This window comes from Christensenella intestinihominis (assembly GCF_001678845.1).
Classification (GTDB): Bacteria; Bacillota; Clostridia; order Christensenellales; family Christensenellaceae; genus Christensenella; species Christensenella intestinihominis.
The window spans coordinates 166,003-185,090 of record NZ_MAIQ01000002.1 but is presented as its reverse complement, the minus strand read 5'-3'; the positions used below and the strand labels follow the sequence as shown (position 1 = coordinate 185,090).

Genomic DNA, 19,088 nt, shown 5'->3' with positions numbered 1-19,088 from the left:
CTTGAAAACTGAATAAAACCGCAATAAGCGGGGGGGCTGTATAAAACTGTTTGTTTTACGAATCGCCTTTCAAAGTTGAAAGGCAGGCGGTTCGCGTGTCTATACGCAAGCCTTAAGGAATATCCGGGATACCACACTGTCATGTCACATTTCGAGGCGTGGAATGACAGGCGTATCATATGGATTCCGATGCTGACCATTGAGCCGTTCAGTAGCACCAGAATACCACAAAAAGGCGGTCAGGAGCATTAAAGTTGCAGGTTTTTTAAGTATTTAATATGGGGTTACGTTATGCGAAGGATTTATAAGGCACTATCCGTCCTGTTGGCAATTCTTACAATATTATCGATTGGAACAAGTGCGTTTGCGGCGGCAGATGAGCTTCCGGGCACAATTGCGCCCGGGCCATCGCAGTCCGCCACTTCCAGCCGGACGCCAGAACCTTCGCCGGGTGAAGAAAGCGAAGAGGCCGAAGGCACGCAAGCCCCCGGCACGCCGCAAACAAGCGCGGAGCCTACGGCAGTGCAAACGCCGGAAGCCGCCGCGGAGCCCACGCCCACGGAACCGGCCCCGGCGGATATCCCGATCGCGACCCTCGCGGATATCCAAAAAATCGGCGTCGACCCGGCCTATCCCCTCGACGGGTCTTACCTCCTTTCGGGTGACATAGACGGCACGCAGGCCGACGGGACGAAAACGGTGATCGCGCCCATCGGCTCCGCCGACGCGCCTTTTACCGGCACGTTTTATGGCGGCGGGCATATCATTGCAAATATCCAAATCAAAAATGAAGACGTATTCGCGCCGTATGCGGGGCTTTTTTCGCGTTTCGACGGAAAAGCGGAGGACGTATCCTTCCTGAACATTGAAGTGACGGGAAATACGGCGGGCATATTCGCCGGAGCGCTGGGCGCAAACGCACAAATAAGCGGCCTGTTTATGATAGGCAGCATCGTGCGGTCCGGGTTCCCGGAAGATACGGACAAGGAAAAGATTCCCGCGTTCATCGCGGGCGGCCTTGCGGGCGCGGCGGAAGCGGGCGACGCCGTTAAAATTGAAAACACGGCGGCTTTCGTGAATACGGACGAGCGCAGGAACGAAGAAGCAGGGACGGACGCGGAACCCAACAAGCAAATCGGGGCGTTTATCGGCAGCAACGGCATTGCGGCGGAGAGGTTCGAAAACAACCTGTGGTCGTCGGCCTACGGGCAGGACAGCGCGTTTGGCGTGGACAGCCCGGTCAATGGCTCGGACGGCGTTTTCAAAATCGAGCCAAGCCCGTCATACCTTGCGGTGATGGCGGGGCAGAGCGGCGTGCTTTCCGCGGATATGCAAACGGGGGAACCCTTCGGGCTTACGTTCAAGGAATGGAACGCCGATGAAACGATGGCCTCCCTTTCGTCCAAAACAGACAAAGACATAACGGTCACGGCCGGGGAAACGGTGGGCGCGACAAGCGTGGTCGCCGTTTATGAACGCGCGTGGGCGGACGGCAGGAAAACGGAGGTTCAATTTTCAATTCCGGTCATTATTTCGCAGATGATCGACGAGGAAAAGGAGCTCGAGCCGGTGGACCCGGTGTTTCCCACGCAAATAGAACAGGTGGTCCCGCTCGAGCCGGTGGACGACGTGTTCCCCACGATACTTTCCGAGACCGTGCCGCTTGTGGAGACAGGCCCGGTCAATGAAATATCCACATGGGAACAGTTCCAAAACATCGGGAATACGGAATATAACGCCGCGTACACAATGGACGCGGATTATGTGCTTTCAGCGGATATTATTGCGGAGGATGGGGATTTTACGCCCATCGGCACGGCGGAAAATCCGTTTAGCGGCACGTTCGATGGAAAGGACCATACCATTGACCTCAATAACAATACGGGAATAGACAGGAACCAAATCTATTACGGATTGTTCGGGGAAGTGACGGAGTGGCGCACGGGCGGCACGGCGGAAGACGACTCGGAGCTTCCCAACGACGCGATGCTGCACAGCGGGTTCAGCCCGGAAGAAAGCGGCGCGCTGCCGTATGGCCGGATCAAGAACCTGTATCTTAAATCCGTCCTTGAAATTACGATGAACCCGTGCGACCAGGCGGTTGTGCCGGGCCAAAAAGCGGAGTTTAATGTTGCGGCAAGCGACCTGCCGGGTGCGGCTTACCAGTGGCAGGTGAGCACGGACGGCGGAAGCACATGGGAGGATATTGCGGGCGCGACCGAGCCGGAGTATACGTTTGAAACGGCCGGTGACGAGTCCCAGAACGGTTACCAGTACCGCTGCCGCGTCTCCGCCGGGGAAGCGCCGGCGGCCTCGCTGTTCGACCTTTTTGCGCCCACCAAGGCGCTGGCGGCGGAAAGCGCGGATACCGTCTATTCGGAAGCGGCGACCCTCACGGTGGACGCGTCGCTTTATGCCGCCGCCAATGCCGGGACAAATCCGAATTTCTACATGGACGGCTGGACCGGGACGGCGACAAACGAAAGCAACCGCGCCATGGTTTGGTTCGGCAGCTTTGACCAATACAGCGACTCGAATCCTGAACCGGTGCTGAACCGGGTCCTTTACAGCGATAACAACAAAATTATGCTGATGAGCGAATATATGCTGAAAAACGTCGGCTATGACATGGAGAGCATCCATTATTACAGGAGCGACGGCACCAGCAGCAACCTGCGCGCGTGGATGGTTGGCGGCGCCAGCACATGGGATGGCGCGGCTGTCGACTATTCGTCCACGGGTTATTTGCCGTCCGCTTTTAACAGCACGGAGCGCTCATGGATTTTGCCGACCACGCTGGAAGCGGAAAAAGCATCCCTGGAATCGGGCGGGAAAACGGGAAAAAGCACATCGGACCAGATATATACCCTGACGCTGGCGGAATTGCAAAACACGAGATATTTCCCCAACGGGGCCGCTTCCCGTACGACCATCGGCACGACGAATTCCGCACCGTCGGATAGTTACCTGCACAGCAGCTATCGGGATTCATGGTATACGCGTACGCCTGCGGATCACGAATTTATGTACCGTTCGGGCTATAACGGCCAGCTTGAGGTTCCGGTAATTATGTGGAACGACATTGGCGTGGGGGCGCGCCCTGTGATGAACCTTGATGCGACCAAGGTCACGTTTGTGGCGGCAGGCAACACGGGCGGCGCGCCGTCGGTAGACGGAACGCTGGCAAAATCGAGCGGAGCGTCGCGGGATAAAAACAGCCAGTGGATGTATGCCTATGCGGGCAACGCGCAGAGTTACCGGGTGTTTGCGCGCGGGGGAGAATCGATCAACATCCAATCGCTTGAACAAGCGGATGGCAGCAATGCAAAAGTATATACCGTCCATTACACCGGGGCCTCTTACAGCGGAAACAATTACCTGGGGGCAATGCTGGTTAATACGGATACCCACGAAAAATGGGCGGGCAGGGTCGCGAAAATCACTTCCGCTTCCGGTTCGGCGACCATAACACTGCCGACAGCCCTGCAAGGCAGCAATTTGGAATTATACCTGTGGAACGAAAGCGAAACCAACCACAGGACAAGCGCCGCAGTTGCCAAGACCTCCGCCGATGTAACATGGCGAGGGCCCGAAATCAGCAATATCAGCTTTAACGGCGGCTGGACAACGTCAAAAACCCTGACGTTTACCGTAAAGGATTATACGGGCAGCGGGATCAGCAACGTATTCTGGTCTTATGAAAGCGGGCAGGCGACGGGCAACAGGCTGTCTTCCAGTACCGGAAGCTACCGTATCGATAATATTACGTCACAGCAAACCTCGGTAACCATGTACCTGGTTGCATATGATAAAGCCGGGCGCAGGACGGAACGGCAGGTCGTCATGCAGAATTTTGACCGGATCGCGCCTACGGTCAGCAACGTCTACTTTACCTCCGACGCAACCGACGGAGGCCTGACCGCGTACGCCACCGTTACCGACGGGCAAAGCGGCGTAAACCGGGTGTTTATCTCGAAAAACAGCGCCGCAACCTCCGGAATTACCCTATATAACCGGGGAGGCAATTCATGGTCGAGCAATAAATTTTTCGACAATGGAAATTTTTATGTGATCGCTTACGACAATGTGGGAAACAGGACGGTTTCGAGCGCCATATCCGGCGTGAGTGATTTACCCGTTATAACCAACCAAAGGCAATCCCCGTCGGGCTGGGCGACGGAAAAACAAATATTGGCCAATGTAACCGACTATTCGGGAACGGGAATCTCCAAGGTTTTTTATTCCAAAACGTCGGGAGCGAGCAGTGGAACGGCAATGACCCACCAGGGCGGGGGCGTTTATGCTTCGGGAACAATCATACAGACAGGCACCTACTATATCGTCGCCTATAACGGCAAGGGGAAGCGTAAGGAGGTTTCGGTTAACGTTACCAGCATTGACCGTGAGAGCCCAAAAATCTCGGACTATTATTATAACGAGGATGACATGGCTGTCTATGCCACCCTCGACGACGGTGCGGGCAGCGGCATTTCGCGCGCCTTTATTTCGACAAACGCAAACGCGACGTCCGGCATTAATATGAGCCGGGCCTCGGGAAATATCTGGAAAACGGCTGCGTTTACAACGACAGGGGATTATTATGTAATCGCCTATGATGGGGTTGAGCACCGGAGTGTATCCGCATCGACGGTGCGGGTTCCGAGCTTCCCGCTGATTTTAAACGCGCAGCAAAATACAACCGCGCCCGCAATCCAAAAGACGATTTCCGCTACTGTCAGGAACCAGGGAGGCGGGAGCATTTCTAGGGTTTTCTATTCTACAAAATCCGGCGCAACCGAGCCGGAATCCAATGCTTTCCTGATGACGAATAAAGGAGGCGACGTCTACGAAAGCGGCTATATTACAAACAATGGCACCTATTATATTGTTGCCTATAATTCGGATGGAAGGCGCTCGGAAGCCTCGGTAAAAGTTACCAACATCGATAAGGAAGGCCCGGTGATCAGCAATATTTCGCAGGACCCGCCGGGATGGTCAAAATCCAACAAAACGATTTCGGCAACCGTAATCGACTATGGAATGGGCCTCGATAAAGACCGTGTATACCTCACAACAGACCCGGCAGCCACCACGGGCACCAAGATGACCGCGTCGGGCAGTATCTTCAAGACAGAACCTTTGGGCCTGGGGACATACTATATTGTCGCCTACGACATTGTAAACAACAGGGGCGTGTCTTCGGCGATTGTGGTAGAAAAAATAGATAATACGCCCCCGGTGGTAACAAGTACAAGCCAGAACCCGACGGGGGCTGCCGCACAAAAAACGCTGACCGCCACGGTGACGGACAACAGCAATTCCATTACCAGTGTGTTTTATTCGTCTGTCGCGTCGGGGGCAACCTCCGGCACGCCGATGACATTGCAGACCGGATCGACCTATACCTCTTCCATCCCGATCAAGGCGGACGGAAGGTATTATATTTACGCGATTGACGAAGCGGGCAATATAACCCCCAGCGGAACGCCCGTCGACGTAACCGGCCTCCTGAAAGCGATTGGCGAGGGCGACCCGATGTACTGGATGGGCCAGGGATCGGGCAACGATACCAACCGGGCGATGGTTTGGTTTGGAGAATATTGGCAGACGGCCGGCAGCAACGCAAAAAGCCCCGTTTTGTGGAGGACGATCAGGAGCGACGGGCAGGGCACCTATGGAGATGTCGTGACCCTCACATCGGAATATGTGCTTCATCACACATTCCTGTCGTTTGACTCATACAGAAGCGCCCAATACCATATCATCAAAAATATCCATGGCGGCGGGTACGAAAACACCAGCTCGGCCACACGTTATTGGATGAACAGCGGCCCGGGCGACGGCGCCCTGGACACGACAGTTACGTCGAAATGCTCGGTGGATTGGGATTATCCGATGTATACGAACGCATTTAGTTCCACACAGCAGGGTTTGCTTGTTGCATCGCCGATTGTGATTACAACGCCGGACAACGCGGATGGAAGCGGTGCGAACTACACGCTCTATGATAAGGTGTTCCCGCTGAGTATCCAGGACCTCCAGAATTCGGCGTATTTCACAAACGACGATTCGCGCAAGGCAATCGGCACCCCGATGGCGACGAATAATTATATGGAAGGAAGCTACAGCGATAAGCACGGTTCATCTACCGGTGAGGCCCTGGTAAGCTACTACCGGTATGTGGATTACCTTACCTATTACCGCCATGAAGGGAAGCTTGTGCAAAGAGGCACCTCCAGCATAGCATCGGGGAGCCTGTCGGGCGCCATTCCAACTGCACATTGGATGATAGACCCGGAACTTGGAGAAATCCGTTCACAGGGCGGCGCGCGCCCGAGCGTAAACCTGATCCCGGGAAAGGTGATGTTTGTTGCGTCCTCATCAAGCGGCGGCGCGCCCGGCGTGAGCACTTCCCTTTCCGCCGCGGGCGGCACGGCGCCGACCACATGGTCGACAACCCCGGACGTAGGCGGAGCGACTTTCCGTGCATTTACACGCGATGCGGGATTCAGCGCCAATATGGCTGTTACGAACAACAACAATGGAACCGTCAAGGTGACGTATAACAGCCTTAAGGGCGGGGACGACAATTACATCGGCATGATGATCGTCAATACCTCGACAAAGAAAAAATATGTCGGCCGCGTACAGAAAATCACCGGTGCAAATGGCAGCGTTACGGTTTCGCTGCCAAGCGGCGTGTCCAGCAGCTTATCGGGATATAAGGTGTTTTCATGGATCGAAGATGAAACGAGCCAGACCGTCGGGACGATTACAAACAGCCTCGGGTCGGCCGTGGACGTGACGGCGCCGACCGTTTCCAATGTTACGCAGGTGCCGACAACATGGAGCAATGCAAAATCCATTTCCGCTACGGTGACGGATTCGGGCAGCGGCGTCGCGAAGGTGGTATGCGTAAACGAAGAAACCTTGACGGAGCTGGAAATGAAGCTGACGTCCTCGAACACCTATACGATCAGCGGCGTTACGGAAGGCGAATACCATGTTTACGCTGTCGACAAGGTGAACAATGTATCACAGAACTTCTCTGTCACAGTGGATAAAATTGACGTGGACCCGCCGGAAATCATTTCGGCCGCGCAGGATATGACCGTTCAGGGAGCGGAGCTTGTGTTCAAGGTCGAAGTAAAGGACGCCCTGAGCGGAGTGAAACGGGTATTTTGGTCCAACAGTGAAACGGGCGCGACATCCGGCACGAACCTGAAGGATACGGGCGAAACAACGGCTGACGGAAACAAAATTTTCACATCGGCCGGAAATATGATCGGTTCCGCGCGCACCTGTTATGTGTATGCGGAGGATAACGCGGGCAATATCACAAAATCGTCCTCGGTTTCCGTGGAAGATATCACGCCGCCGGAAATCAAGGATGGCGTGGTAACGCCCGACGGATGGGCGAAGGAAAAGACGCTGACCGTGACGGTGACCGACCTTACGAGCGATGTGGATACCGTGTTCTGGTCCACGCAGGAAAGCGGAGCGCTGACAGGCGTGCCGATGCGCAAAACAGGCACATCGAGCGTCTATGAGACCTATAGCCCGGTGGGCGAGAATACCTATTATATTTATGCCGTCGACAGCGCCGGGAACACCACGCCGGACGGCTATAAACTCGAGGTAACGCAGATCGATAATGACGCGCCGGAGATCACAAACGCCAAGCAGGACGAGCTGCAAAGCACCTATGGGTCGGCGGTCGTGACCGCAAATGTCGTGGATAAGGGAATCGGGATCGATAAGGTATACATTGTGAAGGACGTCCTTTCCGGGGCGACGGAAGACGACGCGGGCGCGGTTGAGATGGAGATTGCGGGCGAAGGGCTTTACCAGGCGCCCGACGTCACGGAAACCGGCGAATATTACATTTATGCGGTAGATATGCTGGGCAACCGGACGGAAAACGGAACATGGGTGCACGTGGTGGTGCAGGATATTCCGGCGCCGGAGGTGTTTAACGCGCGGCAGGAGCCCACCGGGTGGGCGCAGTCGAAAACGATCAAGGCCCAGGTGACGGACGCAGCCTCCGCGATCAGCAAGGTGTTTTACACAACAGTTGCCAATGACGCGAAGGAAGGCACCAACATGTACCTGAATAAAACGGCGGACGAGTTTGGAAACCCGCCGCCGGAAAACGAATATATTTCACCGGCGATCACAACGCCGGGCACATATTATGTTTACGCGGAAAACGCAAGGGGTTACCGCAACCGTAAGGGCATCGAGGTTGTCATCGACATGGTTGACAGGGAAGGCCCGGCCATAACGAACTGCACAGTGACGCCCGGCGAATGGGCGTCGGGCAAGGGAATCGAAGCGGCGGTGGAGGACACCAGGAGCGGCATCGACACGGTGTTCGTATCCGCGTCCAAGACGGCGGAAGCGCCGGAGGAAAGCGCGTACGTCATGGAAGCGGACGCAGACAGCGGAATCTATAAAACCGCCGGGAAAATCACGCGGGAAGGGACATATTATGTGATCGCCTACGACAAGGTCGGGAACCGCACGGTGTCGGAAGCCGTTGCAGTTTCCCGGATCGACGATATTGGCCCGGAAATTACCAATTATATGCAGTCGAGGTCGCCAAGGCTGACGGCGGTCGCGGAAATCAGCGACGCGGGCAGCGGTCTTTCCCATGCCTTTATTTCCAAGGACCAAAACGCGACGGAAGCGGCGGAAGCCCAATATGTGATGGCCCCAAGCGGAAGCGGCAACGTCTATGAAACCGGGGACGGAATCGCGCCGACAGCCGACGGGGAATATTACTATGTGATTGCCTACGACAACGCGGGAAACCGCTCCGTTTCAGGGTATTTCGTCGTTACGGAGGCATGGGCGACAGGAGAGCCGACGATTGTGGCGGGCTCCACCCCCGACGGATGGGCGCGCGAAAAAACCGTATACGCCCAGATTACGGCGGATACGTCGGTGAACGCGGGCAACACCATCGTGCAGGTATACCTCACGCTGGTTGCCGACCATGACGACACCGGCCCGCAGGCAGGGGACATCATTTTAACGAAAAACGCGGACGGGCTGTGGGTGTCCGGCGCGGTCACGGAAAATACGCCTTATACGATTGTCGCGAAGGACAGCCTTGGCGTATTCGGCCATGCCGTTGTCCCGGTGATCCAGATCGACCGGGTTGCGCCCGTGTTTGGCGGAGCGCCCTATGTGAACGAGGAAGGGACGACGGCCTTCAAGACGGTTACGGTGGACATCCAGGACGGCGAAACGGGCAGCGGCGTAGCGCGCGCGTTCCTCACGACCGACCCGAACGCGACGCAGGCGGCAAGCGAAGAATTTAACATGACGCGCGCCGTGAACACGCAGGACTGGACGTCGGGCGAAATCCGAACAGAGGGCATTTATGTAGCCGTATCGTACGACAACGCGGGCAACCGTTCCGTTTCGGAAGCGGTGCAGGTTGTGGGGATCGATACCGTTCCGCCCGAAATCACGGTGCCGCCTATGCTGAAAAAAGGGTCGGCAGAGAAAACGATGGTGCTGTATACGGATATCAAGGACCCGGGCACAGGCGTTGCGCGCGCGTTTATCTCGACAGACTATGCGGCGACGGAGCCGGTGGTGGATAAAGCGGCGGGCCTCTACGCCTATGAAATGACCAAGGGCCTGCTGACGGACACATGGAGCACGGGGGATATCGCGCAGGCGGATTACATGGGCTATTACATCATTGCCTACGACAACGCGGGCAACCGCACCATCACGGACGCGAAATATGTAATCAAGGAAACGGATACCGACCCGCCGGTGGTGGGCGCGTCGCAAAGCCCGGAGGGCTACGCGGCAAGCAAGAAGATCGTGGCGGAGGTCACCGACGGCATGAGCGGCGTGAAGCGCGTCTGGTACAGCAGCGAGTGGATGGACGCGCCCTACAGCACGGATACGGAGATGACGCTGAACGCAGGCACCGGCCTGTATGAGACGGAAAGCATTTTTGAAGAGAATAAGACGTGGTATGTGTACGCCGAGGATAACGACGGAAATATCACTTCGGCAGGCACGGCCGTCACGATCGACAAGATCGCGAAGGGAAATATTATAATCGAATCGGTTACCGCCATACCCACGGGGTGGACGAACCAGTCCGTGCAGGTTACCGCCACAATCAGCGTGCCGGATGGCGTCGCGGTTACGGGCGTGTATTTCTCGGAGAGCGAAACCGCTTCGTCGGGCACGAGCATGAGCTATGTGACCGGGCAGAAGGTGACGGCGACGGCGACAATTTCGGCGGCGCAGAATAAGACATACTATGTGAACGCGACGGGCTCGGACGGCAGGCCCGCACTGGAGCGCGTGCCCTTTACCGTGCAGATCGATAAAACGGTGCCGACCGTCGCGGATATCGCGCAGGAGCCGGTGCTCTGGTCGTGGACCAAGAAGGTGACGGCGACGGTGAAGGATACGGGCGGCAGCAACCTCAAAGCCGTATTCGCCACGCAGGATAAAAACGCGGTGCTGAACGCGGACGGAAGCCTGCCCACGGGCGCGGTCACTATGACCAAAAACCTGCTGACGGATACATATAAGTCCGCGGATATCAGGACATATGATGCGGCATGGTGGGTGGTCGCCGTCGACGCGGCGGGCAACCGCGCGGTGAGCGCGAATTCCGTGGAGCTGAAAATAGACGACGTATCGCCGACGGCGGCGCTGGCGCACGACCCGGCAACCGCGGCGGACAATTATAACAACGGGACGGACTACACATTGAAGCTGACGGAAATCGCGGACGACAAGAGCGGCGCGGATACCGTGTGGTACAACACGGAAAATGTGATCGAAACGGCGACGCAGGCGGCCTATACGGCAGGCGCGTCAAAGTGCGACATCCCCGTTTCCGTTACGGAGGACGAAGATACGACGTATTACGTGTGGGTGAAGGACACGGTGGGCAACGCGAGCGAGGCATATACCACCACCATCTACCGCGATACGGCTGTGCCGGAGCTTACCGGCCTGACGCACGACCCGCTTTCTGCGGCGGACAGCTATACAAACAGCGCGGACGTAACGCTTCAGGCAAGCGGCATCACCGACGCGCTTTCGGGCGCGGCGGAAGTGTGGTACGGCACGGAAGGCGATGTAACCAAAGCGACGAAAGCGGACGGTTATACGGCGGGCGATGAAACCTGCGACATTACGGTGACGCCCGTGGACGGCAAAACAACGTATTACGTGTGGGTGAAGGACCAGGCGGGCAATGTGAGCGATCCGCTTTCCACGGATGTTTACAAGGATACGCTCGGCCCTACGCTCGGCAAACCGGCGGCGGACGAAACGGAATGGACGAACCAGGAAACCTTCACGTTTACCGTGGGGGATATTAAAGAGGATACGAGCAAGGCGGGCGAATTTGTGAGCGGCGTTGCGAGGGTGCTTTACAGCAGCGCGGCGATCACCCCGGAAAACATGGCGGAGGCGCAGGAAATGACGCTCAGCGAAACGGACGTAAGCGGCGTTTATACGGCGACGGTGGATGAAACGCCGGAGGCGCAGGGCGAGCTGACGTATTATTTCCGCGCGGTGGACAGCGCGGGCAACCTCGGGCCGGAGAAAACGGTGGTAATCAGGAGCGACCGGACGGCCCCCGAAGGCAAGATCACGGTCAAAAGCAACGAATGGACGAGTATGCCGCCGCCGCCGTACAAAAATTATTACTACAACAAAACGGAGAGCGTGAGCCTCGAATATACGGAGGACGACATGAGCGAGATTTCGGATTTCCGCTACAGGATATCCGAAACGCCGCTCACCGAGGACGAGCTCAAGGCGCTGACGACGGGATGGAAGTTCCCCATGAATGCCAAGCTGGTCGCCGATGTGGCGAACTATGTGTATATCCGCATCAACGACGCGGCGGGGAACGTCCGCTATATCGGCACGGATACGCTGCTCGTGGACGCCACCAAGCCGGATGTGGGCGCGGCGGCGGACACGACGGTTGCCCCGGCATGGGCGAACGCCGCCTGCACGGAGGTGACCGTTACGGCGGCGAACGTGAAAGACGTCGACACCGGCGGCTTTACGAGCGGGATCGCGGGCGTATACCTGATGAAGGAAAACCGCCCCGACGTTTACGCGGATGTGATGCTGGACGACATGGCGTACGAGCTTACGGAGGACGGCAGCGGAAGCTATACGGCAACCTTTGCCCCGCCGGACGCGACCACCAAATATTACCTGCGCGCCGTGGACAATGCGGGCAACTGGAACGATTACACGAAGAGCGTGGAAGTAACCGTGCTTGTGGATAAGGAAGGCCCCGCGTTTACGGACATGAAGCAGGAAACCGAAAACTGGGCGGCAAGCAAGCTGCTCAGCGCCACGGCTTCGGAAGAGGACAAGTGGGTGGAAGGCACGCGCTTTATTTCAAGCGGCATCAAGACGCTGTTTTGGAGCGACGACAAGGACGCAACCGCCGAAAACGGAACGGACGTATTCACCGCGCCGGAAGGCGAAGCGCTGAAAACCTATGCTTACGCGCCCGCAACGCCGGTGCGCGAGGATATTGGGGCGGACGGCAAGGCCTTCTATTTCATCGGCTATGATGCGGCGGGCAACCGTTCGGCGCAGGAGATGCTGGTAACAAAGGTGGACGCTTCCGCGCCGACGGTGCAAAAGCCCGTGTTCGACAAGGATACGATGACAATTTCCGCGGCGGTGGAAGATACGCTTTCGGGCATGGGCGGAACAGACGAGCAGGACGGGCCGTTCCGCGAATATGCGGGCGTATATTATTCGGAAAGCGCGGACGCGCTGCCCGAAACGATCACCGACGCGGCGGCGCTCGACGGCTGCGTGAAGATCGAAGAAAGCGCGGAAACGCCGGGCACGTTTGTGACCGGGGAGCTTGCGGAACAGCCGTATTATGTGTTCGCGGTGGACAATGTGGGCAACGTATCGGCCAAGCAGCGCGTGGACGCGGACAAAACCCCGCCGCTCATCGACAACGTGTCCTTCACGGACCTCGGTTCGGGCAAGTGGCGCATCGCCTTTACGGTGACGGACGCGGTTTCGGGCGTGGAAGATTCCGCGATTTTGTGGAGCGGCAATAAAACGGATTTCCCGAACACGGCGGCAAAAGACCCGGATGTGGAGAACGGATATTACTTTGAGGTAGAGGCGGACGTGAACAACGTGCCGCATTATGTGCAGGCGACGGACAGGAGCGGCAACATCGCGGTGCGCGAGATGTACGACGAGAAGAACGTCATCAATGTGTCGGTGCCGATGAAGCTGATGTTCGCTTCGTTCCCGAACGTGATGGGCGCGGATTTCACGGCCCCCACGTATACGGTGACGAACAATTCCAATATTGTGAAGACGCGGCTTTCCGTCTCGAACTTCGAGGCGGAGCCGGACAACACCTTCACGCTTGTGCCCCCGGGCACGCCGCTCACGAGCAACACGCTGACGCTGTATATGCAGGGCGTGGAAAGCGAGAAGGCGACGGCGTTTAACGCCATGGGCAAGTTTAACCTGATGCCGGGGGCGGACTTCGGCGGCGTGAAGAGGATGGGAACGCTGGCGGTGAAGCCTGCGACGGGCGACGACCCGGCGAGCAGGGGCATGTTTACCTATGCGGGCGACGTGTTCGGCTACGCGCCGGGCAACGTGCCCACGCTGCGGGGTGAATTCACGACCACGCTGCGGTTTGAAAACGTACGCTTCGGCGAATAAGGGCGGAGGAAGAGCGATGGAAAACGGGAAAACAAACAATCGGAAAACAAAGCAGGGCGCTCTCCGCAAGGCCTTATGCACCGTCCTCGCAATGGTAATCGCGGCGGGCGCGGTGATGGTGGCGGCCCCCAAAACGGCGAGGGCGTGGACAGACCCGCACCCGGATGAACTGGAGGGCGGATCGTCCGGATACGAATGGTCTGTGAAACTACCCATGGGCGCTGCTTACCCTGTGGGTGCCCGACTAATGGAATTCTCGCAGAGGGGAACAAAGGCGAACGGGAAGTACGAAATCTGGAGCGGTAAAAAGGGAACGAGCACAGGCACTTTGGTACATTCCGGAACGATGGCGAGAGGAGACTGGCTGTATAGAATAATCCAAGCATCAGATTTTCCAAGAGTGGTAAACGGTGAAAGTTATATGGAAATATATATGAACACTGCACCGGGCGGCGTAATGGGCCTTGTTTGGGGGACCAAGATTTTATTTGACCGGACCCCGCCGAAGCTCTCGAATGCGAAACAAAATACGGATGATTGGGCGGAAAGCAAAACGATTTCAGTGGTGGCGTGGGAATCGGATAACCCAAATTCAACTTATCCCAATTGCGCAGGGACGCTCAGCGCAATTGCCAGCGGACCGCAATCTCCGTCGCTGCGCCTGGTAAGCGGAAGTATATACGGCGAAAGCACATGGCAGGCGACGGTGACGAAGGCAGGAACGTATACCATAAAGGTGCAAGATAACGCAAGCAACGTCTCGACGACGACGGTAACGGTGACGAACATCGATAACACGCCACCCGTGATCGCAAATGTGGCGCTCGATCCGGCGGATGGGTTCGCGGGAAGCCGGACGATCCAGGCAAACATCACAGACGCGGATATCGGGCTTGATGAAAGCAGGATATTCCTCACAACGAACCCGGACGAGACGGACGCGTCCAAAGGACTTCCGCTCGTAAAAGACGGGGATCGGTATAGCATCGAGATGGCGACCGAAGGGACGTATTACATCGTGGCGTACGACAAGATGAACCACAAGGCGTGCTCGAGCGCCATCGTGGTCAAGGACATCGACGGGGACCCTCCGGTGATGGCGGGCATCCGGTGCAAAAACACGAGCAGGGGATTTGAGGTCACGTTCAAACTGGAGGACGCCGTCACGGGCGTGGACAACAACACAGTGAAATACGGCGCGGACCCGGCAGGGCCGGGGGATGTGGAAATCACGTACAACAGCCTGAAAAAGGAGTATTCATTCCTTCTTCCCACGGACGGGAGCGACTACTGGATATTCGCTTCGGACAAAGTGGGGAACGCGATGGCCCCGGTGCAGGTGCCGCGCTTGTGGCTGCCGCACGTGACAGGCACGGGGGATTACACGAACGATGGGGCAACGGGCGAGGATATTAAGAGCGGCGAAGTGGGAATCGAGACGTACGGCCACATCGGTGAAATGCCAAAAACGGGGGTGGACCTCGACGGTGACGGCACGGTGGACGCGATTGCCCCGGAGAGCGACATGATCGACGTGACGGTGCCGATGAGCGTGATGATGTATGCGTCGTGGGATAATTTCAGCGAAAAGAAGAACTTTGTGGCCCCGGTGGGCATGGTGGTGAACAACAACCTCACGGCCCCGGTGAAGGTGGAGATCACGGGGTTCGAGCCGGAATCGCCCGCGGGGACGATCAGCCTGCTTCCGATGGACGCGGAGAAGGGCGACGGCGGCATCGGTGTGCTGGTGAAGCCCGCGGGGAGCGGCGGTGCGGTGAAGTTCCTGCCGACGGACATTACGGCGGTAAGCGCGGACGCGGCCCTGCAAATGGGGACGCTTGCGGGCGGCGAGGGTGTGCTGTACACCTTTGAGGGGGATTACGGCAAGGGGCTTGTGCAGTACCACAAAAACGAACAGCTGACCTGTAAAAGCGTATTCCGCTTTTCAAGGGCGTAAGAGACCGCATATGTCATGGAATCCGTTTGGGACATATGTTTCCCCGATGGATGTAGGGGCGGCATAGTATGCCGCCTGTACAAGGGAAGAAACACAAGCATAAATTAGGAGCGAGGTATGTCGGGCAGCAGGACAAAAGAAAAAGAGAAGAAAAAGTGGCTCCCCCTGTTGATCGTTGTGATAGCGGTCGCGGTTGTGATAGCGGTCGCGGTTGTGGTTTGCGGGCTGTGGTATATGGGGGCGTTTACCCCGGAAAGGCCCGCGCAATTTGTGGCGGACGACCGCGCGGAGGACATCGACTACAGCGGGCAAAACCGGCAGGACGTGCTGGCCGAGCTGCAAAAAAAGGCGGACGAAAGCAGTTTTTCGTTCAAGATCAACTCCAACCCCGAATTTGAAAACGGGCAGGCGGAAGGAACGCTGTACATCGAGAACCCGGTGGTGAACGCCTATGATATGCACATCGTTATCACGCTGGACGGCACGGGCGAGAAGGTATATGAGACGGGGCTGATCGCCCCGGGGCAGGGCATCGTGCGTGACGCGCTGGACGTGGAGCTTGCAAAGGGAACGTATGCGGCGACGGCGACAGTTTACGCGCACGACAGGAAGACGGGAAACGAGATCGGCAAGACGGCGGCGGCGCTGCAAATAGAGGTGGCACAATGAAGGAAAAGTGGAAAGAACGGGCAGCAAAAAATAACCGTATACCCCAAAAAGGGGTCCCCGCGAAAGCCCAACGAAGTGGGTTTCGTGGGGCAGAGGAGCAGGGCCGAAGCGATGGAATTTTGCCTGAAAGGCGAAATGAAATAGCGGCGGCACCTGTGACGAATGGCTCTGTTATGCGGAAAATCGGGGCGCTTGAATAACGGATATATAAATCGGTTTTGCGAGCGCCAATATGCGCGAAGCAAAACAACTTTGAACAGGGGGATAGCCAAAGGGGCGCATGCGATATCCGATAAGCCGGAGCGGAGCGAAAGGCGAATCGTGATAGCGCAGCGGTTCTTTTCCCGCAGGGAAACAGAACTTCATTAGATGCTCTGGGGAAGTGAGCGAAGCGAGCGCGGCAGGGTAGGAGCGCAAACAAAGAGGTAACGAGATGAAGGAAAAGTGGAAAGAACGGGCAGTAAAAAATAACCGCAGACCCCTAAAAAATGGCTTAGTGAAGCCAAAAATCGGGGGGGGGGGTACTCTCCGTAAGACCTTATGCACGGCCCTCGCAATGGTGATCGCGGCGGGCGCGGTGATGGTCGCGGCCCCCAAAACGGCGAGGGCGGAGTCGTGGAAGGTGTCGGCAGGATTAGGTCAGTATGAGGTAACCTTAAGCCCGGATTCCTATACGCCGAGCGGAACAAAAACCTTAACGGTAACAAAAACTAATACGATTGGTTCGACGCAAAACGCGAAAGTTGTTGTGACGAATAATCCCGTAACGGATGGCGCGGACGTTAAGGCGGCGGGGTTGGTCGCGATACTACTGGGAAGCGAGTACAGCGGTGAGTATGTCAAGGAGGGAAGTCCGGTAAGCTGCACGGTCAGCAGCACATATAACGGAAAGTATTTGACGCTTCTAATGGATTCTGTACGGCCTGAAACCATAGTAGTTCCATCACTAAAATTATCGTTTGACACAACGTCGCCGACGCTGGGAACGCCGAGTCAAAGCCCGGGGTCGGGGGTGTGGGGTTCGAGCAAGACGATCAGCGTGACGGCTTCGGACAGCGGCAGCGGGGTATCGAGCGTGCGGTATTCGGGGCCGCAGAGCGGGAGCATGAGCCGCGTGAGCGGGAGTTCATCGAGCGGCATGTGGCAGGCGACGGTGACGGCGACAGGCACGTATACCATCACCGCGACGGACGGGGTAGGCTATACAAGCAGTAAAACGATCACGGTCAACAACATCGACCGCACGGGGCCGACGGTCTCGGGCGGGAAGCAGGATGTTACCGATTGGGCGACGGAAACGACGCTCAGCGCGACAGCGGCGGACAGCCAGTCGGGGGTATCGCAGGTGATTTGGTCCACGAGCAGCACAGCGACGAGCGGGAACGCCATGACCCGCACAAGCGGCAGCGCGGCAAGCGGGTCATATACCTCGACGGGTACGGTCACGGCGAACGGCACATACTACATCCGCGCGAAGGACGCGGTGGGAAACTGGGGGACGGCGCAGAAGGTCGTGGTAGATAAGATTGACAACAAAGCCCCGGTGATCGCAAACGCGGCAATCGACCCGCCGGATGGGTTTGTGGGGAGCAGATGGGTCAAGGTGGAGATCACGGACGCGGGAATCGGCGTGGACGACGCGCGGGTGTTCCTTACCGCGAATGTAGACGAGACGGACGAAAGCAAGGGACTGCCGCTCACGAAAGGCGCGGACGGGAAATACGGAATCGAAATGGCGGTGGAAGGGACGTATTACATCGTGGCCTATGACAAATACGGCAACCGGGCGCGGTCAAGCGCAATTGTGGTCAAGGACCTCGACGGTGACCCGCCGGTGATGACAAAAATCCAGTGCAGGAATACAAGCAAGGGGTTTGAGGTCAGCTTCATGCTCGAGGACGCATACACGGGCGTTGACAACAATACAGTGAAATACGGCGCGGACCCGGCAGGGCCGGGGACGGCGGCGATCACATACAACAGTTTGAAAAACGAGTATTCGTTCATCCTGCCCGCGGACGGGACGGATTACTGGATATTCGCTTCGGACAAAGCGGGGAACGCGATGGCACCGGTGCAGGTGCCGCGGCTGTGGTTGCCGCACGTGACGGATACGGGAGTTTACACGAACGATGGGGAGACAGGAGAAGGCATCAAGGACGGCGAAGTGGGAATCGAGACGTACGGGTACATCGGGGATATACCGAAAACGGGGGTGGACATCGACGGCGACGGCACGGTGGACGCGATCGCGCCGGAGAGCGACATGATCGACGTGACGGTGCCGATGAGCGTGATGATGTACGCGTCGTGGAACAATTTCGCGGAGCAGAAAAACTTTGTGGCCCCGGTGGGCATGGTGGTGAACAACAACCTCACGGCCCCGGTGAAGGTGGAGATTACGGGGTTTGAGCCGGAATCGCCCGCGGGGACGATCAATCTTGCCCCGATGGACGCGATGAAGGGCGACGGTGACATCGGTGTGCTGGTGAAGCCCGCGGGGAGCGGCGGAGCGGTAACGTTCCTGCCGACGGACATCACGGCGGTAAGCGCGGACGCGGCCCTGCAAATAGGGACGCTTGGCGGCGGCGAGGGGATGTTTTACACCTTCGAGGGAGATTACGGCAAGGGGCTTGTGCAGTACCACAAGAACGAACAGCTGGTCTGCAAGAGCGTATTCCGGTTTTCGAGGGCTTAAGAAGCTGAACAAACCCACGGGCCGCATACTATGCAAGGT

General features: G+C 57.3%; 4 protein-coding genes. All 4 read left to right on the top strand.

All coding sequences use genetic code 11. The features are described 5' to 3' along the window. The first annotated feature begins 291 nt into the window (after positions 1-291). The 4 genes from BBD38_RS03485 to BBD38_RS03465 all read left to right on the top strand — a co-directional run bounded on the left by BBD38_RS03485 (position 292) and on the right by BBD38_RS03465 (position 19,049). Entirely contained in the window at positions 292-13,725 is a 13,434-nt protein-coding gene (locus tag BBD38_RS03485; RefSeq protein ID WP_066684614.1) for a DUF6273 domain-containing protein, read from the top strand. A 16-nt stretch (positions 13,726-13,741) separates the two neighbouring features. Then, positions 13,742-15,682 carry a hypothetical protein gene (locus tag BBD38_RS03480; protein ID WP_066684612.1) on the top strand — a complete coding sequence of 647 codons (1,941 nt, stop codon included), beginning with the start codon at positions 13,742-13,744 and terminating at the stop codon, positions 15,680-15,682. Positions 15,683-15,799: 117 nt separating this feature from the next. After that, positions 15,800-16,351 carry a hypothetical protein gene (locus BBD38_RS03475; RefSeq protein ID WP_066684610.1) on the top strand — a complete coding sequence of 184 codons (552 nt, stop codon included), beginning with the start codon at positions 15,800-15,802 and terminating at the stop codon, positions 16,349-16,351. Positions 16,352-16,907: 556 nt separating this feature from the next. Next, positions 16,908-19,049 (top strand): hypothetical protein, encoded by a 2,142-nt coding sequence (locus BBD38_RS03465; protein WP_147568063.1) that lies wholly within the window; start codon positions 16,908-16,910, stop codon positions 19,047-19,049. Positions 19,050-19,088: the final 39 nt, after the last annotated feature.

Coding starts and splice junctions, on each gene's coding strand:
- BBD38_RS03480 (WP_066684612.1), top strand. CDS start 13,742: ATGGAAAACGGGAAAACAAACAATCGGAAAACAAAGCAGGGCGCTCTC.
- BBD38_RS03465 (WP_147568063.1), top strand. CDS start 16,908: ATGGTGATCGCGGCGGGCGCGGTGATGGTCGCGGCCCCCAAAACGGCG.
- BBD38_RS03475 (WP_066684610.1), top strand. CDS start 15,800: ATGTCGGGCAGCAGGACAAAAGAAAAAGAGAAGAAAAAGTGGCTCCCC.
- BBD38_RS03485 (WP_066684614.1), top strand. CDS start 292: ATGCGAAGGATTTATAAGGCACTATCCGTCCTGTTGGCAATTCTTACA.